Here is a 23,714-nt window from a genome sequence, read left to right as displayed (position 1 = left end):
AACACCATGCACAACCATGTCCAGCACGCCTCCGCTTTCATCCTGACGCCACCCTTTGCGCCACCCTTGCGCCGCACGGCGCTGCTGCTGGCCGGCTGTTTCGGCGCGGCGCAGGCCAACCCCGCTTTGCCGCAGGTGGTCCATGGACAGGCGACGTTCAATCAGCAGGGCAACATCTTCTCGATCACGAACACGCCCAACACCATCATCAATTGGCAGAGCTTTTCCATCCATGCGGGCGAAATCACGCGCTTCATCCAGCAAAACGGCAATAGCGCCGTACTCAACCGCATTACGGGACAAGATCCCAGCAAGATACTGGGCGCGCTCGAATCGAACGGCAAGGTCTTCCTGATCAATCCGAACGGCATCGTCTTCGGCCAGGGCGCGAAAGTGGACGTGAACGGGCTGGTGGCCTCCAGCCTGGGCCTGTCGAATGCGGATTTCCTTTCCGGCAAGCGTGAATTTACGGCCGGCAGCGTCGCCGGCGGGGTGAGCAATGCGGGCACCATCAACGCGGGCAAGGGCGGGCAAGTGCTGCTGATCGCGCCGAACGTGGAAAACACGGGCATCATCACGGCGCCGAATGGCGAAGTGATCCTGGCGGCCGGACGCAGCGTGCAGCTGGCCGACCCCGGCAATCCGCAATTGCGCGTGCTGGTCTCGGCGCCCACGGACCAGGCCCTGAACCTGGGCCAGATCATCGCCCAGGGCGGCAGCATCGGCATGGCCGGCGCGCTGCTCAGCCAGCGCGGCGTGCTCAATGCGAATAGCGCCGTCGTCGGCGAGCATGGCAGGATCGTGCTCAAGGCCAGCGGCAAGGCGCTGCTCGAAGCGGGCAGCGTCACCAGTGCCACGGGCGCGGTGGGCAAGGGCGGCGACATCCAGGTGCTGGGCGAACAGGTGGGCTTGCTGGGCAATGCAAAGGTCGACGCCAGCGGCGGCACGGGCGGCGGCACGGTCTTGCTGGGCGGCGACTACCAGGGCAAGAACGCGGCCGTGCAGAATGCGCGCCAGGTGCTTGTCGGCAAGGATGCCAGCGTGCATGCCGATGCCGTGAGCAGCGGCAACGGCGGCAAGGTCATCGCCTGGGGCAATGCCTCGGCCCAGGTGCACGGCAGCATTTCCGCGCGCGGCGGCGCGCAAGGCGGCGACGGCGGCTTCGTGGAAACGTCCGGCCATTACCTGGCCGTCGACGGCATCCGCGTCAATACCAGCGCGGCGCATGGCAAGCGCGGCAACTGGCTGCTCGACCCTTATGATATCACCGTGGTCGCCGGTTCGGGCGGCCAACTGGGCGACGTCGACCAGTTCGCCGACGCGCCGTCGAGCGGCAACGCCAGCATCGGCGCTGACCTGATTTCCAGCGCCAGCAGCAACGTTACGCTGCAGGCAACGCATCGCATCAATTTCAATAGCGCAGTCAATATCACCCAGCAAGGCGTGGGCTTGACGGCGCAGGCGGGCGAAACGATCAACGTCAACGCATCCATCACCACCAATGGCGGAGCCGTCAGATTGTTCGCCAATGAAGCCAGCAGGGGAAGCATTGGGGCCGTTGGCTCGCTTGTGAATCTGGCCGCGCCGATCACCAGCAATGGCGGTAGCGTTTATCTTTCCGGCGCCAGCATAGGCGGCGCCGGCGTGGTCGATGTCGGCAGCGGCCATCTGAGCCTGATCAGCAATTTCCAGGGCGGTGCTATCGACCTGACTGGCAGCGGAAATCAGTTGCTGGGCAGCGGAATCGCCGACCAGACGGTGACCTTGCAGGCAGATAATATCGGCATTAACGGCAAGGTCAATTTCGGCGGCACGGCAGGTGGCGCGAAGGTGATCATCAAGCCCTTGAGCAGTTCGCGCAGCATCGACCTGGGCACCAAATCGGGTACGGCCCTGAGTTTGAACGCGGCAGAACTGGCTGGCATCTCGGCCGCGAAGCTGAGCATCGGCGACGGCACGAACACGGGCGGCATACAGATATCGGATGCGCTCGCCAGGACAGGTGATCTGCACCTCAATGCAGCTTCCACCATCACGGCCACGGGCGCCGTGACGGTGGACGGCACTTTTTCTCTCGACGGCGGCAACTGGGTACAAAATGCGGCGGCCCTGCCAGGGTTCAGCGCCAGAAACTTTTCCATCGGTAGCGGCGCCAGTTTCCTGCGCGTGGCAGGCGGCGACGGCGTTTCTTCGCCGTATCTGCTCGCCGATATTTTTGGTTTGCAGGGCATCGCCAGCCTTGGCCTTGGCAACAGCTATCGCCTGGCCGGCAATATCGACGCCAGCGGCACCGTGAACTGGAACAATGGCCAGGGTTTTGTGCCGATTGGCAGCAGCGGCAGCGGCTTTTCCGGCGTGTTCGATGGCGCCGGATTTACGCTCAGCAATTTGAAAATCGACCGCAGCATGGCCCCTGGTTCGGCGGCAGGCCTGTTTGGCACCGTCCAGGGCGGCACCTTGCGCAAGCTGACCCTGAGCGGCGGCAGCGTCGCCGGCACGGCCAACGTGGGCGCTTTGGCGGGCGAGGTCGTCAGCGGCATCATCGATGGCGTGAACAGCAGCATGGCCGTCAGCGGCCAGCGCAATGTCGGCGGCCTGGTGGGCAGCAACGGCGGCGCCATCTCGCTGTCGGCCAGCAGCGGCGCCGTCACCGGCGTGAATGCCGATGGCGGCGGCGCCATCGGCGGCCTGGCGGGATGGAACGCGTCCGGCGCCAGCATCACGACCTCGTACGCCACCGGCGTGGTGACGGGGGCGCGTGAAATGATCGGCGGCCTGGTCGGCAACAACCAGGGCGCGCTGAGCCAGTCTTATGCCACCGGCAATGTGAGTGGCGCGCGCAGCATCGGCGGCCTGGTGGGCCTGAACGGCGGCAGCATCAATGATGCGTATGCCAGCGGCGCCGTGGGCCGGGCCGGCACTGCCGATTCCATCCTGGCCTGGGAAAACATGGGCGGGCTGGTTGGTGAAAGTACGGGCAGCGTCAGTCATGTCTTCAGCAGCGGTCCTGTGACTGGCAATGGCTATGCGGCCGTGGGCGCGGTCGCCGGCCGCGTGGCTGACGGTTCCCCGTTCAGCTTTGGTTATTTCAATGCTGACACCTCGCTGGTGCAAATCGGTGGCGGTGGTTCCAGCGGCCGCAGCACGGCGCAGATGAAGCAGCAAGGCAGTTTCAACGACTACAATTTCAGCAGCGTGTGGCGCATCTACGACGGCTATACGACGCCGATGCTGAAGGCTTTCCTGAAGCCGCTGCAAGTGAACCTCTCGGGTAACGCCACTGGCAAGGTCTACGATGGCCAGCTGGCCACCTTTCTCGGTGCGATCGGCTATGTGGGACTACTCGACGGCGATGCCGGCGTGAATGGCAGCCTCGGCTACGGCAGCAACGCGCGCAATGTGGGCAGCTATGCGGCGACGGGCCTGTGGTCGACCAAGTACGACATCACCTTGGGCGGCACGACGACCTTTGCCATCACGCCGCGCGCGCTGACGGTGAGCATCGGCGGCAATGGCAAGATCTATGATGGCACCCTGGGCTATGACGGCGCCAATTTCGTGCTGGGCAATGTGGTGACGGGTGACAACATCAGCATCAGCGGCAGTGCTGCCTTCCTCGACAAGAATGCAGGCAACGGCAAGGCCGTGCATGCCAGCGGCCTGGCCCTGGGCGGCAACGAGCTGGGCAACTACAGCCTGGCCGCGACGACGGCGGACGGCACGGCCGACATCACGGCGCGTGTGCTGAACTATGGCGTCACGGGCGCGCAAAGCCGCGTCTACGACGGCACCTTGCACGCTGGTCTGAACGGTTACTTCGAAGGCCTGGTGACGGGTGACCAGGTCAGCATGACCGGCTTGCTGGGCAGCTTCCGCGACAAGCATGTGGGCACCGGCAAAGTGGTTGATTACCAGGTGGCAACGGGCCAGCTGACGGGCGCCGATGCGGGTAACTACGTGCTCAATGGAAATGCGGGCAGCACCACGGCCGACATCACGGCGCGTGTGCTGAACTATGGCGTCATGGGCGCGCAAAGCCGCGTCTACGACGGCACCTTGCGCGCTGGTCTGAACGGTTACTTCGAAGGCCTGGTAACGGGCGACCAGGTCAGCATGGCCGGCTTGCTGGGCAGCTTCCGCGACAAGCATGTGGGCACTGGCAAAGTGGTTGATTACCAGGTGGCAACGGGCCAGCTGACGGGCGCCGATGCGGGTAACTACGTGCTCAATGGAAATGCGGGCAGCACCACGGCCGATATCACGGCGCGCGTGCTGAACTATGGCGTCACGGGCGCGCAAAGCCGCGTCTACGACGGCACCTTGCACGCTGGTCTGAACGGTTACTTCGAAGGCCTGGTGACGGGTGACCAGGTCAGCATGACCGGCTTGCTGGGCAGCTTCCGCGACAAGCATGTGGGCACCGGCAAAGTGGTTGATTACCAGGTGGCAACGGGCCAGCTGACGGGCGCCGATGCGGGTAACTACGTGCTCAATGGAAATGCGGGCAGCACCACGGCCGACATCACGGCGCGTGTGCTGAACTATGGCGTCATGGGCGCGCAAAGCCGCGTCTACGACGGCACCTTGCGCGCTGGTCTGAACGGTTACTTCGAAGGCCTGGTAACGGGCGACCAGGTCAGCATGGCCGGCTTGCTGGGCAGCTTCCGCGACAAGCATGTGGGCACTGGCAAAGTGGTTGATTACCAGGTGGCAACGGGCCAGCTGACGGGCGCCGATGCGGGTAACTACGTGCTCAATGGAAATGCGGGCAGCACCACGGCCGATATCACGGCGCGCGTGCTGAACTATGGCGTCACGGGCGCTCAAAGCCGCGTCTACGACGGCACCTTGCAAGCTGGTCTGAACGGTTACTTCGAAGGTCTGGTGACGGGTGACCAGGTCAGCATGACCGGCTTGCTGGGCAGTTTCCGCGACAAGCATGTGGGCACCGGCAAAGTGGTCGATTACCAGGTGGCAACGGGCCAGCTGACGGGCGCCGATGCGGGCAACTACGTGCTCAACGGAAATGCTGGCAGCACCACGGCCGACATCACGGCACGCACCCTGAACGTGAGTGTTAATGGCATCAACAAGACGTATGACGGCACGACGGGCGCGCAAGTGCGCTTTGGCGACGACCGCATCCAGGGCGACGCCCTGACGGTGGTGGGCAATGCCGCCTTTGGCAACAAGAATGCGGGTAGCGGCAAGGCTGTCAATGTCACGAACGTGGCGCTGAGTGGCGACGACGCAGGCAACTATGTGCTGAGCAGCAATGCGGGTAGCACCACGGCCGACATCGCGGCGCGCACCCTGAACGTGAGTGTTAATGGCATCAACAAGACGTATGACGGCACGACGGGCGCGCAAGTGCACTTTGGCGACGACCGCATCCAGGGCGACGCCCTGACGGTGGTGGGCAATGCCGCCTTTGGCAACAAGAATGCGGGTGCCGGCAAGGCTGTCTCTGTCACGAACGTGGCGCTGAGTGGCGACGACGCAGGCAACTATGTGCTGAGCAGCAATGCGGGTAGCACCACGGCCGACATCGCGGCGCGCGCGCTGAACCTGTCCGGCGTGGTGGGCAGCAAGGTCTATGATGGCACGACGGGCGCGCAGTTGAGCCTGGGTGATGACCGTGTCGCCGGCGACAGTTTGGTGGCCTCGGCAGTGGCCAACTTTGCAGACAAGAACGTGGGCGCGGCCAAGGCCGTGCAGCTAAGCGGCGCGGCGCTGACGGGCGCCGATGCGGGCAATTACTTTATCGTCTTGCCGACGGGCTTGCTGGCCAGCATTACGCCCGCCAGCCTGACCCTGGCAAGCCTGAGCGCCGCCGGCAAGGTATATGACGGTACGACTTCCGCGACGGTCAACGCCACGGCGAACGGCGTGCTGGGCCAGGATGTGGTCAGCGTGGTGGGCGGCAGCGGCAGTTTTGCCGACAAGAATGCGGGCGCGGGCAAGATGGTGATAGCCAGCGGTTTCCGTCTGGCAGGCGCCGATGCTGGCAACTACACCCTGGAAACGACGGGCGGCACGGCGCAGGCATCGATTGCGCAAAAACAATTGTCGACCTGGATAGGCAGCGGCAACGGCTTGTGGAGCGATACCGCCAACTGGGACGGCGGCGTGGTGCCGGAAGGCGCGAACGTGCTGGCTGTCGACTTTAGCAACAGCAAGGGCATCGTCACTTACAGCGCGGCGGCTGGCAGCACCATGTTGAAAAATCTGAATTCGGCAACGGGCTTGCTGTTGACGGGCGGCAGCCTGACCCTCGGTGAAAGCGCGCTGGACTTCTCCGTACTGAGCGGCCTAGCCGGCCTGGAAATCAGCGGCGGCAGCTTGCTGCTGAATGGCAGCCTGTCGGCGGACCGTTACGCGCAAGGCGGCGGCGTGCTGAGCGGCAGCGGGAACTTGCTCGTCGCCAACAGCTTCAGCCAGGCGGCCGGCGCCATCCGGCTGGCGGGCCAGCTGGCCATCACGCAAGCGGCTGGCGACTTGCGCTTCGCCAGCCTGGCGGCGAACGAAGTGACACTGAGCGCCCTGAACGGCGCCATCGGCCAGGACGGCACGCTGCTCGCCAGCAGCCTGACGGCGCAGGCGCAACATGGCATCGTTCTGGACCATGCGGGCAACCAGGTAAGCAGTTTTACTGCCAGTAATAGTGCTGGCGGCGGCATTGTGCTGAACAATACCTCGGCGCCGGGCACCTTGACCCTGGGAGCGCTGACCACGGGCGCGGGCAATATCGCCATCGACAACACGGGCGGTGTCACGGCTGGCAATATCAATGCGAATGGTGGTAACGTCAGCGTGACGGCGCACAGCCCCGTCACCGTCAACGGCAAGATCGAGGGCAATGACATCGCCCTCAATGCCAGCACGGACGTGGTGCTGGGTGATGGCGCACAGCTGGCGGCGGCGCGCGACATCAGCCTGGTGGCTGGACGCGATATCCGCGTCGAAGGCAATGCCAAGGTCCTCGGTGGCGGCAATTTCAGCGCCAGCGCTGGGGCCAATGTGCGCTTTGCTGATACGGCAAGCGTCGCTTTGCCGGCAGCGGCCAGCATGAGCGTGCTGGCGAAAGCGGGCAGCATCACGGGTGGAGCGGGCGTGCGCGTCAACCGCCAGCGCGCCAACGTCAGCCTGCTGGCGCCGAACGGCGCGGTGGCCATGCCGGACGTCATCTTCCTGCCCGCCACGAGCAGCGACAAGCCCGTCATCGATGCCGGCGTCAGCGCCGCCATCGACGATGCCTTGCGCTTCATCAAACAAGCCGACCGTGCCAACGCTCCGCTCGCTTCCATGCCGTCAGCCAGGCCCGATGACAAGGTGAAGGACGACAAGGATGTTGCCAGCGGCACGGGTAAATCAACAGGATACCGAGACAATGACTCTATTAAAAAAACCTACTGCAATTAAGGCCTTGTTGTGGCTGGCCCTGATGTGCATGGGCGCGCATGCCTGGGCTGGACAGGTGGCCGGTACCGTCATGCAACTGAGTGGTCCGCTGATGGTCAAGAAGGCGGATGGCAAGGTGAAAATCCTGGCCATCAAGTCCGAAGTCGAGCAGGGCGACACCCTGCTGACGGAAAAGGAAACCTATGCCTTGATCAAGCTGATCGACAATAGCGAAATCACCCTGAAGCCGAATACCAGTGTCGTGATCGAGCAATTCAGCTACACGGCCGAGCAGCCCGACGGCGATCACGCTATCTTCAGCTTGCTCAAGGGGGGCTTGCGCTCCGTCACGGGGCTGCTGGGCAAGCGCAACAAGGAGCGCTTCGAGATGAAGACGCCGGCCGCCACCATCGGCATTCGCGGCACGACGTTTGTTGCCGAGTATGTGGCGCTCGGATCGCTGCCGGGCACGCCAACGGCTCGCACCGCGCCCGCGCCGGGCCTGTACGTGCAGGTGCTTGATGGCATGATCCATGTGACGAATCCAGTGGGGACGAGTAATTTTTCCGCCGGGCAATTTGGTTTTACGCCCAACTTCAGGCAGCCGCCCGTCTTGCTGCCCGTCAATCCCGGCATGCAGTTCACGCCGCCGCCAACCTTTGTGCCGACGGCATCCGGTACGGGGCCTGCCGCTGGCTCCGGCAAGCCAGCCGCCATCGACTGCGTGGTGCGCTAAGCGTCTTCAAGCAAGCCCGGCACACAGTGCAAATAGGGCTTGACCTTCCCATCATGGGAAAGCAGATCCTGATCCCATTAGTTAATCTATCGTACAGGATCTGCCATGAACCAGAGTGCACTCGCTCCCGCCGCTTCCCCTTCCGCCGCCGCGCATGCGCAGGCGCTGGCCATTGAAGGGATGAGCTGCGCCTCGTGCGTGGGCCGCGTGGAAAAAGCCCTGGCCGCCGTGCCCGGCGTGAGCCAGGCCAGCGTCAACCTGGCCACCGAAGTGGCCAAAGTCACGTCCAGCACGCCGATTCCCCTGGCGACCTTGCAGGCGGCCGTGGAAAAGGCCGGCTACAGCGTGGCGCAACGCGAGATCGACCTGAATATCGCCGGCATGACGTGCGCCTCGTGCGTGGGCCGGGTGGAAAAAGCCGTGCTGAAAGTGCCGGGCGTGCTGGCCGCCAGCGTCAACCTGGCCACGGAAAGCGCACGCATCAAGGTGACGGGCGGCCTGGAAGCGGGCACCCTGATCGCCGCCATCGACAAGGCTGGCTATGCCGCCACGGTGCCCGCCGCCAGCCAGTCCAGCGCGCCCGCTGCCGCGCCCAAGCGCGACGGCATGAAAGTGGCGTTCGCAGCCGTGCTGGCTTTCCCATTGATGCTGCCCATGCTGCTCGAGTGGGCCGGCATCCACCTGATGCTGCCAGGCTGGCTGCAATTCGCGCTGGCCACGCCCGTGCAGTTTTACTTTGGCGCGCGCTTCTACAAGGCGGGCTGGAAAGCGGCGCGCGCCGGCAGCGGCAATATGGACTTGTTGGTGGCGCTGGGAACGAGCGCCGCGTATGGCTTGTCCGTCTATCAATGGTTGACGGCGGGCGAGATGCTGCCGCACCTGTACTTCGAAGCGTCAGCCGTCGTCATCACCCTGGTGCTGTTGGGAAAATGGCTGGAAAGCCGCGCCAAGCGCCAGACAGCCTCGGCCATCCGCGCGCTGCAAGTCTTGCGTCCGGAATCGGCCCGCGTACGGCGCGATGGCATCGAGATCGACTTGCCCGTGGAACAGGTCAAAGTGGGCGACCTGGTGGTCATCCGCCCTGGTGAGCGGGTGGCCGTCGATGGCGTGGTGGTGGAAGGCGCCAGCCAGATCAACGAGTCCCTGATCACGGGTGAAAGCTTGCCGGTCGATAAGCATCCGGGCGACAAGGTCACGGGCGGCGCCATCAATGCCGATGGTCTGTTGCTGGTGCGCACGCAGGCCGTGGGCGGCGAGACGACCTTGTCGCGCATCATCCGCCTGGTGGAGGACGCGCAGGCCGCCAAGGCGCCCATCCAGCATCTGGTCGACAAGGTCAGCGCGATTTTCGTGCCCGTGGTGCTGCTGCTGGCGCTGCTGACCATGCTGGGCTGGTGGTTCGCTACCGGCGAGCTGGAGAACGCCATCATCAATGCCGTGGCGGTGCTGGTCATCGCCTGCCCGTGTGCGCTGGGCCTGGCCACGCCGACGGCCATCATGGCTGGCACGGGCGTGGCTGCCCGTTACGGCATCCTGATCAAGGATGCGGAAGCGCTGGAAGTGGCACACGCCGTCAATACCGTCGTGTTCGACAAGACGGGCACCTTGACGGTGGGCAAACCAGCTCTGGCGGCCCTGCATGCGCATGGCATCGAGGACGCGCGGCTGTTGCAACTGGCGGCCAGCATCCAGCGCGGAAGCGAACATAGCCTGGCTACGGCCGTGCTGGATGCGGCGGCCGCACGCCACATCGAACCCTTGCCAGCCAAGGGCCTGTCGGCATTGCCGGGCCGCGGCCTGGCGGCCCATGTCGATGGCCTGGAGTTGAAACTGGGCAGTACGCGCCTGATGCAGGAGTTACAGGTGGACATGACGCCTTTGGCGGAGCAGGCCTTGTCGCTGGAAAATACGGGCAACACGATTTCGTGGCTGGCGTCGGGATCGGAACTGCTGGGCCTGTTTGCCTTCAGCGACCAGGTCAAGCCGAACGCGCAGGCGGCCATTGCCCATTTGCACAGCCTGGGCATCCGCACGGTGATGTTGACCGGGGACAACCAGGGCAGCGCGGACGCCGTCGGCAAGCTGCTGGGCATCGATACGGTGGCGGCGAAAATGCTGCCTGCCGATAAAACCGCTAAAATTGTCGCGCTGAAAGGCGAGGGCGCGAAAGTGGCCATGGTGGGCGACGGCATCAATGATGCGCCCGCGCTGGCGGCCGCCGACGTGGGCATCGCCATGTCGACCGGCACGGACGTGGCCATGCATGCGGCCGGCATCACCCTGATGCGCGGCGATCCGGCCCTGGTGGCGGACGCCATCGATATCTCGCGCCGCACCTACAGCAAGATACGGCAGAATCTGTTCTGGGCCTTCATTTATAACCTGATCGGCATTCCGCTGGCCGCCTTTGGCTTGCTCAACCCCATGGTGGCGGGCGCGGCGATGGCCTTCAGTTCCGTCAGCGTGATCAGTAATGCCCTGTTGCTGCGGCGCTGGAAAGCCCGCAGTCATTTAGCTAGCGCGGATACCAAGGAGCAATAAGGATGAATATCGGCCAGGCGGCAAGCGAAACGGGCATATCGGCAAAAATGATACGCTACTACGAGAGTATTTCATTGTTAAAACCCAGCGCGCGCAGCGACGCGGGCTACCGCATCTACACGCCGAACGACTTGCACGCCTTGCGATTTATCAAGCGCGGGCGGGGTCTGGGTTTTTCGCTGGAGCAGATCCGCGAACTGCTGTCGCTGTGGCAAAACGACCAGCGCGCCAGCGCGGACGTGAAAGGCATCGCCCTGGCGCACGTTGCCGAGCTCGATAAGCGCATCGCCGAACTGACGGAAATGCGCGATACCCTGACCCACCTGGCGCAATCGTGCCACGGCGACGACAAGCCCGATTGCCCCATCCTGCAAAGCCTGGGGCTGGCCGGTGACGCGGAAGCGAAACCCTGTTGCCATTGAGATAAATCCAAGGAACTGGCATGGCGTATGCACTGTCACTGGCCCACGATACAGGGGCGGGGCAAATTCATCCGGCTGGACCTGGAAGAGGCGGGCGCCAACTACCGCGATATCGCCCGTTTACCTGAACGCAAGGGACAAGGCCTGTCCGCCATGCTAGCCTGCCTCGATGGTGGCACCACGCCACAGGCCGCCTACGCGCCGCCCCTACTGCGCGATGGCGACGTGCTGATTGGCCAGACCACGAATATCCTGCTGTACCTTGGCCGGCGCCTGGGCCTGGCGCCGCGCGCGGAAAGCGGCCGATTGTGGCTGAACCAGCTGCAACTGACGATGGCCGACTGGCGCACGGATGTGCACGACACGCATCATCCGCTTTCGATGAATCAATATTACGATGGGATCATTGCTGTTATGCCGACTAAATTTCGGCTAGTTATTAAACCGTCTCTAACTAAAGCGAGCATGAGCAATTTTATTGTTCCTATTTCCAAATCGTTTACTGCGTGAGTATTCGGAGACATTTTTCTTAGGATATGCTGGGGTTTGCTCTTGCAGTGTTGAAATCAGGCGTCAGCATCACGTTTGTATTCAAAATGTTGATGACTTTCTCCTTGTGTAACAAAGTCCGCATCGGCCGGTATCGGTTCCCAGAAAAAATCTCGCTTGAAAATGGGAATTTTGTCGAATTTTCTTGAACGAAATATCCATCTGTTTTTTTTGATCTCGCTATAGCGATCGCCCTTAAACTGCTGATGTATAGCGGTGAAAGGCAGCAGTTTTTCAGCAATGTCAGGGAAGGATAAACTAGGGTTATTGTTTTTTAATTTCTCAAAAACCTCAAATTGATCTCTGCAAATAATTTGAATGGCTGTTTCGGGAAATTTATAACGGGGAGACCAAAGAACGTGCCATCCTGATTCAATTTCGTTAATGAAATTAACAAGGCGCGGCGTAAGAATATATGCATCAGATTCAATGTGAATAATTTTGTCAACCCCTAACTCTTTTGCAATATTGATAGAGTGAAGGAAACTCCGCCACCAACCGGGGTACGCAGACCCACTTTGGCGGCCTAAGTTGTCATCAAATCGAATGATAAGATTGGTATCATTGTGAAGTGATAAAGGCGAACTATGATGTACCGTATTTATGATCTTTTCTGATGGAAGATATGGTGAGCCATCATCAATCATAATTTTTCTTGTTGCATTGATTGGCATGGTTTCATAGTAGTCGAGCCATCGCTGATATCGACTTTGCCAAGACTCTGCATCTTTGATGAAACTTGTGCAAAAAATAATGGATTTCATTAACTAATAAACTTCCCTATATTGTAAAAAATAGTAATTTTGTGCTGTAAATATAAAAATTGGTGCAATTTTAACATTTTTTTTGTCAATATCGTATAGTTGTAATTTCGACAGTATTTTTCGCCGAGTTTGCTTGTGTGGCGAAACTTGGGATCGACTAGTGATAGCATTGCTGCGAATAGAGAAAATGAATTTTTGTTACTGGTTTAGAGTGCCCAACAGAACCTATGAATGTATCGCTAGAAAATGAGTATATAGGCAAGTGAGAGGAATACCAGGCGTATATTGAAAGTGCATTCGTAATGGATGGACAACCTGTCGAAATTCCGGAGCTAATCCGTCTGAGTTCGACATTCCGGTGCTATGCCATTGAGTCGCGTTAGCGTCTCAACGGCATAGCGGGGAGTCGGTGGTGCTAACCGGTCATGGTGGGCGCGCGATGCAATGGCCTTGTAAGCATGCAATTTGACAGAACATCCTGTGGTCTTCCGGGCAGGCCTGTCTAGACGTATATTGAGTCGCGTAAGACAATAAGGCTCACCACCGGTCTTCCGAAGGTCGGTTTAACTTTTTGCGGGAAAGCAATAGCAGGCGGCCATACTGCGCAGTGCAGACTTTCGTGCGACGCGCCTGCCCAAGTTTCTCGATTCTGTCACGCAGGTGTTGCTGAACAACGGCAGCCGCGGCCAGTATCTGATGGGTTCAAAACTCATGTATGGCGACCTGTCGCTGTTCCAGATGCTGGCCGGCCTGCAGTATGCGTTTCCGCAAGCCATGGCGCGCCTGGCGCCCCAGTATCCAGCCCTGTTTGCGCTGCACGATACGGTGGCGGCGCGGCCGAACATTGCCCGCTACCTGAAGTCGAAGCGCAGAATCGCCTTCAATGAGGAAGGCATCTTCCGCCATTATCCCGAGCTGGACGGAAAAAAACAGCCGGCGCAAGGGCCGGCTGTCTTGGAGCTGCTGAGGCTGTTACTGCGCGCTGGTAACGGGGTAGCCCGCTTCAACGATGGCCGCGCTGATGGCGCCCAGGTCGGCGGGTGACTCCACCGTGACGCGCTTGCTGGCCAGGTCGATCTGCACCTGGGCTCGCGGATCGATGCCTTGCACCGCTTTCGTGACCGAGCCGACGCAATGGCCGCAGCTCATGTTTTCAACTTGTAACTGATACATGGCAAGCACTCCTTGAATGATTAAGTGCTTCCACTGTAAGCCTTCCCCCGATGGTAAGGTCAAGGGGAAAGCTGGCATATGGATCAATTCAGCAGGAAGTCGTCAGCTTGCATGGGCGGCGGCACGTTCTCGTCCTGCACGGATTCGCGCAAGCTGATCTCGATGGCGCGGCACATGGCCGACAGCGGCAAATCGTTGGCATCTTCGCCGAACGGTTCCTCGATTTCGTCGCCCAGCGCATCGAGGCCAAAGAAGGTATAGGCGACGATGGCGACGACGAAGGGCGTCATGAAGCCCAGCGAATCGACGAGGCCGAAGGGCAGCAGGAAACAGTACAGATAGGCCGTGCGGTGCAGCAGCAGCGAGTACGAGAAGGGGATCGGCGTGCTGCGGATGCGTTCGCACGAGGCTCCCGCCGCTACCATGGCCGAGATCGTGTTATCGATCTGCGTGGCAAGGATGCTGTCGATACGGCCCTGCCGGATGCAGTCGGCCAGGTCGTGGCCCATCTGCAGCATCAGGTAGTCGGACGGGTTCGCCGCCTGGCAGGCCGCATCCCACTCTGCCGGGCGCAGCAGTGGCTGCAAGTCGTCCGGCCCGCGCGTGTCGCGCAGCTGGTGGCGCAGCGCATGGCAAAAGGCGATGGTGCGGTAAATCATGCGCACGCGTACATCGCCCAGACCCAGCCTGGCGTGGGCTGGCGTGTCGCTGCGTATCATGGTCTGGCACTGGCGCGAGAAATTACGGCTGCGCAGCACCAGTTCGCCCCACAGCTTGCGCGCTTCCCAGTAGCGGTCGTAGGCGGCCGTGTTGCGAAAGCCCAGGAAGATGGCCAGCGGCAAGCCGATCAGCGTAAACGGGATGGTGGTGAGGATGATTTTGTGGTCGAACAAGGTGCCGTGGCACCAGGTGACGAGCGTGGCGATCAGGGTATTGACGATCAGGGTAGTGCGGATGCGTGGCAGGACAGAACCGCGTACCACCAGGAATAGCCGTAGTGCCGATGGACGCTCGCGCACGATCATGCTGCGCTCCCAGTTCGGGGCTGGGCTGGCGGGGAAACGCGCGCCCGGTGATTTGTATAAGAGGAGAAATGGAGTGGCAATTGCCGGGAACAAAAAGCCCGCAATGTATGCGGGCTGAGCTGGGTGTGCATGGGAAGCAGTGTAGGGGAGACGGCCCGAGTATAGGCCGCCGTGTCGCTTCCGGCCAATTCACAGTGAGAATGGGGCTTATTTACTTTATGAATGAAAATTTCAGTTGTAACTAGAATTCATATGACATCATGCCTTTTTCGAAATACAAAGCGTTGGCCAGCATGCATTATTCATGTGACAAATGGATAGAATTACTCCCGTCGTCTCTGTTAGGCTAAATGAGCTATTTGGAAATATTTCCTAAAGCAAAATATGTCATCCCGATAGCCGCCGCCAGGGGAGCGACCAAGCTTGTTTATCCTTCCTGTGAAAGTGATCTACATGTTTAACGTTTCCAGTATCTGCCTCGCCACCCTGATCCTGTTGCAAGCGCCATCCGGCTGGGCTGGCCAGCCAGCGCCCCTGAGCCAGCAGCAGCAAGCGCTGGCCGCGCAGATCGATGCCAGTATCGCTCCCTATTACAAGGCCACGGAACCTGGCGCCGTCGTCATCGTCGTCAAGGATGGACAGCCCCTGTTGCGCAAGGCGTATGGCCTGGCCAGCGTGCAGGATGGCCAGCCGCTGACGCCTGACATGTCGCTGCGCCTGGGCTCCATTTCCAAGCAATTCACGGCCGTCGCCATCCTGCTGCTGGCCGACCAGGGCAAGCTGGCCATCACCGATGACATCACGACATTCCTGCCCGATTATCCGACGCACGGCAAGAAAATCACGATCGAGCAGCTGCTCGCGCATACGTCCGGCATCCACGACTACACAAGGAAGCCAGAATTTGTGCCCAACAGCACGAAAGACCTGAGCGTGGCGCAGATGATCGATTTCTTCAAGAACGATCCGCCTGATTTTGCACCTGGCACGCAGTGGAGTTACAGCAGCTCCGGCTATTTCCTGCTGGGCGCCATCATCGAAAAGGCTTCGGGCCAGCCCTATGCCACGTTTGTGGAACAGCAGATATTCGTGCCGCTGGGCATGAACGACACGGCCTATGAAGGCCACGAGCGCCAGCCGGGCAAGCGCGCGGCCGGGCATATCCGTTCGGGCGAGGCCTATGTGCCGGGCCTGCCCTTGAGCATGACGCAGCCGTATGCGGCCGGCGCGCTCGTCTCCACCGTGGACGACCTGGCGCGCTGGGATGCTGCCATTTCGGACGGCAAGCTGCTCAAGGCCGCCACCTGGCAGCAGGCGTTCACGCCGGTAAAACTGAACGATGGCAAGGCCACCCGTTCTGGCTTGGGCTGGAAGGTGGGAACCTGGCAAAACACCCCCGTCATCCATCATGGCGGCGGCATCAATGGCTTTGCCACGTATGCGATGCGCTTGCCGAAGGAAAAAGTCTACGTGGCCGTGCTGGAAAATTCGGACACGGGCCTGGTCGACCCGGATGTGGTGGCGCGCAAGGCGGCCGCCGTCGCCGTGGGCCGGCCGTACCCCGAGATCAAGGTCATTACGCTCAAGCCCGCCATCCTCGATGCGTACGCGGGCGTGTACGCCATCAACGACAAGGCCGGCTATACGATCCGTAACTTCGAGGGCAATTTGTTGCTGCAGCGCACCGGCCGCCCGGCGCAACGCATGCTGGCGTATTCGCCAAATGGTTTCCTGATTGAAAATACGCTCACCACAGCCGAATTCGAGCGGGGACCGAAGGGCGAGGCGCAGCTGATCCTCAACGACGGCGGCGAATCGAAGTCGGTGCACGAACGCGCCAGCGCCGCCAGGCCAGCGCGTACGGTGGTCGCCATGACGACGGCGCAATTCGATGCCTACGTGGGCAAATATGCGCTGGCGCCCGAGGTCTACCTGGAAGTGACGCGCGAAGGCGATAAATTCTTCGCCCAGGTGACGGGTTTCCGCAAGCTGGCCATGCTGCCGATGAGCGAGACGGCTTTCTTCTCGAATGAAGTCGATGCGGAAGTGCGCTTCAGCAAGGATGCCAGCGGCAAGACAGAGCAGCTGGTATTGCGCCAGGAAGGGCAGGACATGCCGGCCAGAAGGGTGAACTGATGTGTGCAGGCCGGCTTGCGCGCAAGCGCCAAGCCGGCCTACGCCGACATGGCTTGCCAGCCATACCAGCCGAACGCCGCCACCCACGCCAGCAAGATCGCCAGTCCCGGCAGCAACAGCCATTTTGCTGCCGTTTCTTCCCACGCCACATAGGGCTTGCCGCCGCGCGCGATGGCCAGCAGCGCCTGTCCCCCGTTCAAGCCGGCAAACGGCAGCAGGTTGAAGGCGCACAGTTTTGTTGCGAACAGGGCAAACGCCAGCGGGTAGGCATGCGCGCGGGCATACGCCTCGCCCGCGCCCAGCAGTGCTTGCGCGGTCGACAAGGGCGCCAGCGCGCCGGCAAAAATTTGCCTGAACGCCACGCTAAAGCTGTCCCAGCCTTGCCCTCCCAGTATTCCCAGCGACAATGCCAGCAGCACGGCCACGCCGCTCAAGGGCAGCTGCGCCTGCTTCCACAAGGGCTGATTGTTGTAGGTGTCCATGCAGGGATCGTCGTCGAAAATATCTTCTTCGCGCGTATCCTTCAGCACCACGTTGCCGAAGAAGGGCAGGAGCTTGATATTCACTTTGCCAAAGCTCAGCAAGGTTGGCCCGGCGCCATAACTGATGCTGCGCACGGTGATGCCAAAGAGCCTGGCGCAGATGGTCATAACGGAAACGTGGATGAGCATGAAGAGGGCGGCGTAGAGCAACAACTGGAGAATGGGATGCATTGAATGGGGAATCGTCGGGGAATGGAGCGGTATTAGAACATAGCGCCAGGAAAGCCCCTGCCCCTCAGGGCAGTGCAAATGCCTAGGCATTTGCCGACCGATGGCCGCTTCAGCCTTTGCGCAGGCGCGGCCATTACTCCGCCTGGTAGCGCGCGTATTCCAATCGAATCACTCTTGCTGGAAAAATAATTCTGAGGTGTAATGTCTTTAGTAAAAATGCATATTTAGTAATTTTCAGGCGGGAGACCGCCATTGGGAGTATCCGATGCTCACTTCGCCGCTTGCGGGCTTCACGCAAGCCACCAGATTGCTGCGGTTGACCACGCCACTGGGCGAGAACCGCTTGCTGGCCGAATGCGTGCGCGGCGAGGAAGGGCTCAGCCAGGGGTTCGCGTTTCAGATCGCGGCCCTGTCCACCGATGCCGCCATCTCGCTGCGCGCGCTGATCGGTCAGCCCGCCCTGCTTGAGTTATTGACCGCCGCCAGCAGCGACGACTGGCGCCCGTTTCACGGCCACATCACCGCCGTCGAACTGCTTGGCGCGAATGGCGGCCTGGCGCGTTATCACCTGACTGTGGAGCCGTGGACAGCGTTCCTTGCGCGCGGCCGGGATAGCCGCGTGTTCCAGGACATGACCGTGTGCGACATCCTCGACGCGCTCTTTGCCGCGTATGAGGGGCAAGGCAAGCTGGCGCCCGCATGGCGCTTCGATATTGCCGAGAGCGCCGTGTATCCACAGCGTAGCCTGACCACCCAGTACCAAGAAAGCGACTTGGCGTTTGCCGAACGGCTGATGCTGGAAGAAGGCCTGTTTTACTATTTTGAGCATACTGGCGACGCCTGCAGCCCGTCCCTGGGCAGCCACACGCTGGTCATCGCTGACCACAATGGCGCCTTTTCGCAAAATGTCCAGCCCGCCGTCAACTTCACGCAGCCGGGCGCCGTGATGAAGGTCGACAGCATCGACCGCTGGCGCACCGAATGGCGCCAGCAAACCAATGCCATCGAAATGGGCAGTTGGGATTACCGTTCGCTCGATCAGCGCCCGGTCGCCGCTCATGGCGACGCGTCCGGCGCGGCCTTGCTCAGCCGTGACGCGCCGGGAGCTTATGCTTACGCGTCGCGCGAACAGGGGCAGCGCATCGCCGTCAGGCAGTTGCAAGCGTTACAGGCCTGCAAGGAGGTCCACGTCGGCGCCGGCACCGTGCGCACGCTGTCGCCCGGCACCACTTTCACCTTGCACGGCCATGCGCTGTTCGACGCGGCCAGCGATGACGAACGCCATTTTTTGATCGTGCGCACGGTCCATTTGATGCACAACAACTTGAGTGCCGACTTGCAGGCCAGCATCACGCAGAGACTTAGCGCCGGCCTGCTGGTCAAGGCGATCGGCAAGGAGCTGGACAGCGGCCTGCACCAGATGGCGGGCATCGCCGAGCGGCCCCTGTACCGTAACCGCATCGATGCGATCCGCAGCAGTGTTCCTTATCGCGCCACAGGCGCCGACCAGCACGGTCGCCTGCTACATCCGCGCCCGACGGTAGCCGGGCAGCAGACGGCGATCGTGGTCGGCCCTCCCGGCGCCGTGATCCATACCGATCGCGACCATCGCATCAAGGTGCAATTTCACTGGCAACGGGGCACGCTCAGCCACAGCCGCCTGCCACACCCGCATACCGACAGCCATACCGGCGCGCCCGGCGATGACAGTGCCGGCACCTGGGTGCGCGTGGCAACGACGTTAGCGCCCATGGCGGGCACCAACTGGGGTGGCCATGCCGTGCCCCGCGTTGGCCAGGAAGTGGTGATCGACTTTTTAGAAGGAAACATCGATCGGCCGGTGGTCATTGGCACGGTCTACAACGGCCAGGGTCAGCCGGATGCCCAGCAAAACCGGGTGGCCCAGGGCGCGGGCGTAGCGACCGGCAACTCCCCCGCCTGGTTTCCCGGCACCGCGGCTGGCCACGCCCATCCTGCGGCCTTGTCCGGCATCAAGTCGCAAACGATGAGCAGCAGCGGCCTGGGCAGCGGCGCCTACAGCCAACTGGTGTTCGATGACAGCCCCGGCCAGTCGCGCCTGTCGCTGCAACGCCACGCCGCCGCGCATCAGGGCACGGCGGAACTGAATCTGGGGCACTTGCGCCACCAGACGGACAACCAGCGCCTGGCGCCGGCCGGTTTTGGCGCCGAACTGAAGACCGAACACAGCACCGCGCTGCGCGCCGGACAAGGCCTGTTGTTGTCGACGCATCAGCGCAGCGGCGGTAGCCTGATGGATGCAAGCGAGGCGGTGGCGCAAATCGAACACTGTCTGGCGCTGCAAACGACACTGGCGCAAACGGCGCAAAAACATAACGCCGGCTTGAAGGGCGAGCAAGGGCAGGCTGAAGCGGCGCCGGACGCCTTGCCCGCGCTGCAGCAAATGCGGCACAGCATCGACGCGCTCAAGGCCAGCGACGGCAGCGGCGCGGCCCAGGCCATTGCCTACAGCGCACCCCTGTTGCAATTGTCCAGCCCGGCCGGCATCGCCGCCACCACGCCGGCCCATGCCATCTTCGCCGCAGGCAACACCAGTAGCATCGTGGCCGGCCAGGACATCAACTTTGGCGCGCAAGGCAACCATTTCCACGCCGTACAGTCCGGCATCAGCCTGTTCACCTACGGCAAGGCCAGCGACGCCGACAAGCCGAACCAGGAAACCGGCATCAGGCTGCATGCCGCCAGCGGCAAGGTCAGCAGCCAGAGCCAGTCCGGCGAAACGCGCCTGACCGCCGAGAAGGCGGTAACTGTGACGAGCACCGCCAAAAGCGTCGCCATCGCGGCCAAGCAGCACGTGCTGATGACGGTGCAGGGCGCCTACCTCAAGCTCGAAGGCGGCAATATCGAGATCCACGGGCCGGGCAAGATGGAGTTCAAGGCCAGCATGAAGGAGTTGACGGGGCCGGCGAGCAGCGCAGCGAAGCTGCCCTATTTGCCGCAGGCCGGCCAAGCTAAAAATTTCCTGGAACTGAATTACCGTTGGGACGACCTGCAGCCCATGGTTGGCGCACCGTACACGCTCTTGTTTGCCAATGGCATCACGATGGAAGGCAAGCTGGATGCGCACGGCTTTGCCCGCCTGGACGATATTCCGAACAGCGGTGCGGTGGTGCTGTACGGCGAGGATGAGCGCGATGCCGAGCCGCGCAAGAAACAAAAAACCAATCAGGTGATCGGCGCTAAACCGCGTAGCGATGAAGAGGCGCAAGCCGTCCTCGAAAAGTATCTGGCGCAGGAAGATGCGTACTACAAAGACAATTATTTTCCAGACGAATTAGCCGAGATGGCTGCTGAGCGACCGCCCGGCGCGGGGAGCCACACACTTGAATACGATTTTCACTATGACGATTACCGCTATGCGGATGAAGAGACACCTGAAGACAGGGAAGCCGAAAAAAATTATCGCGAGCGGCACGACAATGGCGAGGGTCAGGCATGAGTAATGTCGTGAGCGCTATAGGGCCTGGCCATGGCAATGTCGTCTCGCCAGCCGGACGCGCCCTGCGCGAAGCCGACGACGGCATCGGCGGCTGGCTGGCTGAACTGGTGACAGGTTCAGGTTCCTCGCCATCGCACATCATCGTCACGGGCATCCTCGGAGTGATTCCTGGCGTAGGCCAGGCTATGGATGCGCGCGATCTGATCCTTGGAGTGATCCAGATTTCCAAATCGCCGGCGGCGGTGGGCGGCTGGGTGGAGCTGGTGATCACCTTGGTCGGCTGCGTGCCGGCAGTGGGCGACAGCCTGAAAGTGGGTTTTAAACTCATGAAACAAGGCAGCCATTTCGGCCGCGTGCTTGAAGCGGTGTCGCCCACCCTGCGCGGCAACGTTGAAAAATTCATGCGCAAGATCGATTGGGGTGCGCTGAGCAAGGATAGCAAAGGCCTGTTCAACAGTGCCATCGAGACCTTCATCGACGGCATTGACAGCTGGGTGGTCAAAGCCATGGCAGGAGGCCCGGAAATCAGACAGCTCATCGGCGAACTCAAGGCATTGCAGAAGCAGGGGCCGCGCATGATCGACGATGCGTTTACCGACCTGAAAAAAGTGCACGCGAAGATGATGGGAAATGAACTTCCCCGCACTACGGCCGCGCTAGGGGCGACCTCGGGTAAGGTCGTGCGGCAAGAGGGACAGGATCTAGCCACGACCGTTGCCAAGAAAGAAGGAAAGGCCGCCGCTGCGGCAGAAAAGAAACTACTGGCGAAGAAAAACAAGGACGCGAAGGAAAACAAGGCCACGCCGAATACCACCAAGGTTAATACCAAGAAAAAAGGCGAGAAAAAGAAAAGTTGGCGTAGCGGGGTGCCTGCGGAACATATAACCGATTATCACATTAAGGGGAAACACCTCAAGGTGAATAATGGAGGGCGATTGACCGAGGAACATAGCACGCCGCATAATGGCTTGGATCATCTATGGTCAAATCCTTTGAATATTAGGCAGCCATTTATTGTGGGTGAGACAAAATCAAGTATTTTTGATTCCTTTACTTTAATTGCGGCCTTGCCGGCAGAGATGCAGGAGAAATTTCAGGCATTGCGGGCGGATGAGGAAGCCCATCCGGTAAGAAATGGAAAGCCTGATATTTTTAATAATGAAGGGCGTGACGAACACGCGAATAAGATTGTTAAAATCGATCGATCAGGAAATACAGGCGCAGTAAGAAGTGGGTTAAATAAAGCCAATAAAAAAACGAAGTTGGCTACGCAGATGAGCCATGAGTGGATAGCTCGAGCGATAGTGGATGAGAACTTGACTGAGTCTGGAAGAAAAGCAAAATCAAAAATATCAAATTACAGAATCGATGCCGCAATAGATCCTGAAATTTTAGCACCATATAAACGTTGGATATCTCTTGTTACAGGACGGCAACTAAGTTTGCATAAAAAATCAAGGGGTGCTGAACATCATGTGCAAATAATCCTTGACTTGCCAAATAATATCATAAAGAGGTGATGAATGAGTGCGCTATTAAGTTCCGATGATTTTTCAAAAAAAAGGAGAGAAAATTTGTTGGCCTATGAGATTTATGAGGAGAATTTCTTAGGAACCATCACCTGTCTTGAGAAAGTACGGAAGGCTTTTGGACAGCCAGAGGAAAAATTAAGAAAAATACCTTTGTATAATTTCATGGTGGCTACTCAAGAACAGGCATGGAATGTTGTTAATAATATAGCAAATATGTACAGTGCTGGACATAGTGTGAATGAAATTCGGTCGCGCTATCCAGAGGCATTGGAGTGTTGGGAATTATATGCCAAATACAATGAGGAATATGATAATAACCAGAAAAACGAAAATGATCGTGGGTTCCCTCATTTTGCACTGCCAGGAAAGGACTATAACAAAGTAAATAGAATGCTTTGCTTCGCCATACTTTTGGGCTGGGATGGTTTGGTGGGGAGGTTGATTAAAATTATAGATTTTAATAATCACGAAAAAGATGGGATGATTGAGAGAATATTAAGTAATTATTCAGAAAATCGATCTATTTCGATAAATGATTGCGTGCGACATCTGCCTTATTTTAAAACGCTGAAAATTTTTTCAGCATCGGAAAAAGATCGTCCTGCCTTGATGGCCGAGTATTTGGACGATTGGTACCACGCCAGCCGGCGCGAGCCCTATTACGATGCGCATACGCGGGATATCTCGTTCTGGGGCTATTGGTCCTGGGAAGCTGCAGCCATCACCTTTCTGCTTGACATCGATGACAGCAGTTATGCCAGCGCGCAGTTCTATCCCAAGGATTTAGTTGATTTCGCAAGACAGGCAAAAAAGGATTATACACCGGAGGGTAGCGATCCGATTGCGCCCAACGAACTGCGCGCCAAGGCCGGCGATCCGTGCCCCAGGGCAGGATTATGGCAGTCGCTAGATGTGGTGCCGGAACTGCGTCGTTATCAACAGAACGAGGAAATGGATAATCTGGGCTCGCTTTATGGATTGACCGTCTGGCGATTTACTGAGCAATGACTTTATTGTGTATCTATTTTCGAGTCTAAAAAAGCATCGCTTGAAATCCAAGATATAGTCTGTTGCGCGGGACGCATGACCTTGCGGGATAGCCGCCAGGCGCGGCAAAATCGAGTAGAGGGCTGAGTTACCTCAGCCGCCCTCTCACACCACCGTACGTGCGGTTCCGCATACGGCGGTTCATTTCACAAGCTGGAAGCGCTGCTGGGTGTCCAGCAGCGAAACTAACCCCAGCG

At 60.0% G+C, this 23,714-nt stretch carries 14 protein-coding genes; 10 read left to right on the top strand and 4 right to left on the bottom strand.

The window, feature by feature from the left end; genetic code table 11:
* Window positions 1–6: 6 nt before the first annotated feature.
* The 5 genes from ACQ4WS_RS23750 to ACQ4WS_RS23730 all read left to right on the top strand — a co-directional run bounded on the left by ACQ4WS_RS23750 (window position 7) and on the right by ACQ4WS_RS23730 (window position 11,610).
* Window positions 7–7,422, top strand: a complete 7,416-nt coding sequence (locus ACQ4WS_RS23750) for a YDG domain-containing protein (protein ID WP_436479462.1) — start codon at window positions 7–9, stop codon at window positions 7,420–7,422.
* A complete protein-coding gene (locus ACQ4WS_RS23745) occupies window positions 7,391–8,137 on the top strand; it encodes a FecR family protein (RefSeq protein ID WP_436479461.1) in 747 nt (248 codons plus the stop codon). The genes ACQ4WS_RS23750 and ACQ4WS_RS23745 overlap by 32 nt, the downstream gene beginning before the upstream one ends.
* Window positions 8,138–8,242: 105 nt before the next feature.
* Window positions 8,243–10,678, top strand: a complete 2,436-nt coding sequence (locus ACQ4WS_RS23740; RefSeq protein ID WP_436479460.1) for a heavy metal translocating P-type ATPase — start codon at window positions 8,243–8,245, stop codon at window positions 10,676–10,678.
* 2 nt (window positions 10,679–10,680) lie between these two features.
* Window positions 10,681–11,100 carry a Cu(I)-responsive transcriptional regulator gene (cueR, locus tag ACQ4WS_RS23735; RefSeq protein WP_436479459.1) on the top strand — a complete coding sequence of 140 codons (420 nt, stop codon included), beginning with the start codon at window positions 10,681–10,683 and terminating at the stop codon, window positions 11,098–11,100.
* A gap of 27 nt (window positions 11,101–11,127) precedes the next feature.
* On the top strand, window positions 11,128–11,610 hold the full coding sequence (locus ACQ4WS_RS23730) for a thioredoxin domain-containing protein (RefSeq protein WP_436479458.1): 483 nt from the start codon (window positions 11,128–11,130) through the stop codon (window positions 11,608–11,610).
* Between the two features lie 56 nt (window positions 11,611–11,666).
* Here ACQ4WS_RS23730 and ACQ4WS_RS23725 read toward each other — a convergent pair whose 3' ends face one another.
* Window positions 11,667–12,413 (bottom strand): hypothetical protein, encoded by a 747-nt coding sequence (locus ACQ4WS_RS23725; RefSeq protein ID WP_436479457.1) that lies wholly within the window; start codon window positions 12,411–12,413, stop codon window positions 11,667–11,669.
* A gap of 597 nt (window positions 12,414–13,010) precedes the next feature.
* On the opposite strand from ACQ4WS_RS23725, the gene ACQ4WS_RS23720 reads away from it, so the two are divergent.
* Window positions 13,011–13,457: a glutathione S-transferase C-terminal domain-containing protein gene (locus ACQ4WS_RS23720; protein ID WP_436479467.1), complete on the top strand. Its 447-nt coding sequence runs from the start codon at window positions 13,011–13,013 to the stop codon at window positions 13,455–13,457.
* Here ACQ4WS_RS23720 and ACQ4WS_RS23715 read toward each other — a convergent pair.
* On the bottom strand, window positions 13,386–13,586 hold the full coding sequence (locus tag ACQ4WS_RS23715) for a heavy-metal-associated domain-containing protein (RefSeq protein ID WP_436479456.1): 201 nt from the start codon (window positions 13,584–13,586) through the stop codon (window positions 13,386–13,388). The genes ACQ4WS_RS23720 and ACQ4WS_RS23715 overlap by 72 nt on opposite strands.
* A gap of 83 nt (window positions 13,587–13,669) precedes the next feature.
* Complete coding sequence (locus ACQ4WS_RS23710; protein WP_436479455.1) at window positions 13,670–14,611, bottom strand: bestrophin family protein; 942 nt, start codon at window positions 14,609–14,611, stop codon at window positions 13,670–13,672.
* Between the two features lie 453 nt (window positions 14,612–15,064).
* Between ACQ4WS_RS23710 and ACQ4WS_RS23705 the strand changes: the two genes are divergently transcribed.
* On the top strand, window positions 15,065–16,747 hold the full coding sequence (locus ACQ4WS_RS23705) for a serine hydrolase (protein ID WP_436479454.1): 1,683 nt from the start codon (window positions 15,065–15,067) through the stop codon (window positions 16,745–16,747).
* Between the two features lie 38 nt (window positions 16,748–16,785).
* On the opposite strand, the gene ACQ4WS_RS23700 is transcribed toward ACQ4WS_RS23705, so the two are convergent.
* Complete coding sequence (locus ACQ4WS_RS23700) at window positions 16,786–17,460, bottom strand: site-2 protease family protein (protein ID WP_436479453.1); 675 nt, start codon at window positions 17,458–17,460, stop codon at window positions 16,786–16,788.
* A gap of 265 nt (window positions 17,461–17,725) precedes the next feature.
* Here ACQ4WS_RS23700 and ACQ4WS_RS23695 point away from each other — a divergent pair, with 265 nt between their 5' ends.
* The 3 genes from ACQ4WS_RS23695 to ACQ4WS_RS23685 are packed head-to-tail and all read left to right on the top strand — an operon-like array spanning window position 17,726 to window position 23,478.
* On the top strand, window positions 17,726–20,938 hold the full coding sequence (locus ACQ4WS_RS23695; protein WP_436479452.1) for a type VI secretion system Vgr family protein: 3,213 nt from the start codon (window positions 17,726–17,728) through the stop codon (window positions 20,936–20,938).
* Window positions 20,935–22,458: a hypothetical protein gene (locus ACQ4WS_RS23690; RefSeq protein WP_436479451.1), complete on the top strand. Its 1,524-nt coding sequence runs from the start codon at window positions 20,935–20,937 to the stop codon at window positions 22,456–22,458. The genes ACQ4WS_RS23695 and ACQ4WS_RS23690 overlap by 4 nt, the downstream gene beginning before the upstream one ends.
* Window positions 22,459–22,461: 3 nt before the next feature.
* Window positions 22,462–23,478 carry a PoNe immunity protein domain-containing protein gene (locus tag ACQ4WS_RS23685; RefSeq protein WP_436479450.1) on the top strand — a complete coding sequence of 339 codons (1,017 nt, stop codon included), beginning with the start codon at window positions 22,462–22,464 and terminating at the stop codon, window positions 23,476–23,478.
* Window positions 23,479–23,714 lie beyond the last annotated feature (236 nt).

This window comes from Janthinobacterium leeuwenhoeki, from assembly GCF_051380795.1.
Taxonomy (GTDB): domain Bacteria; phylum Pseudomonadota; class Gammaproteobacteria; order Burkholderiales; family Burkholderiaceae_D; genus Janthinobacterium.
This window is presented reverse-complemented; position numbering and strand designations above follow the sequence as displayed.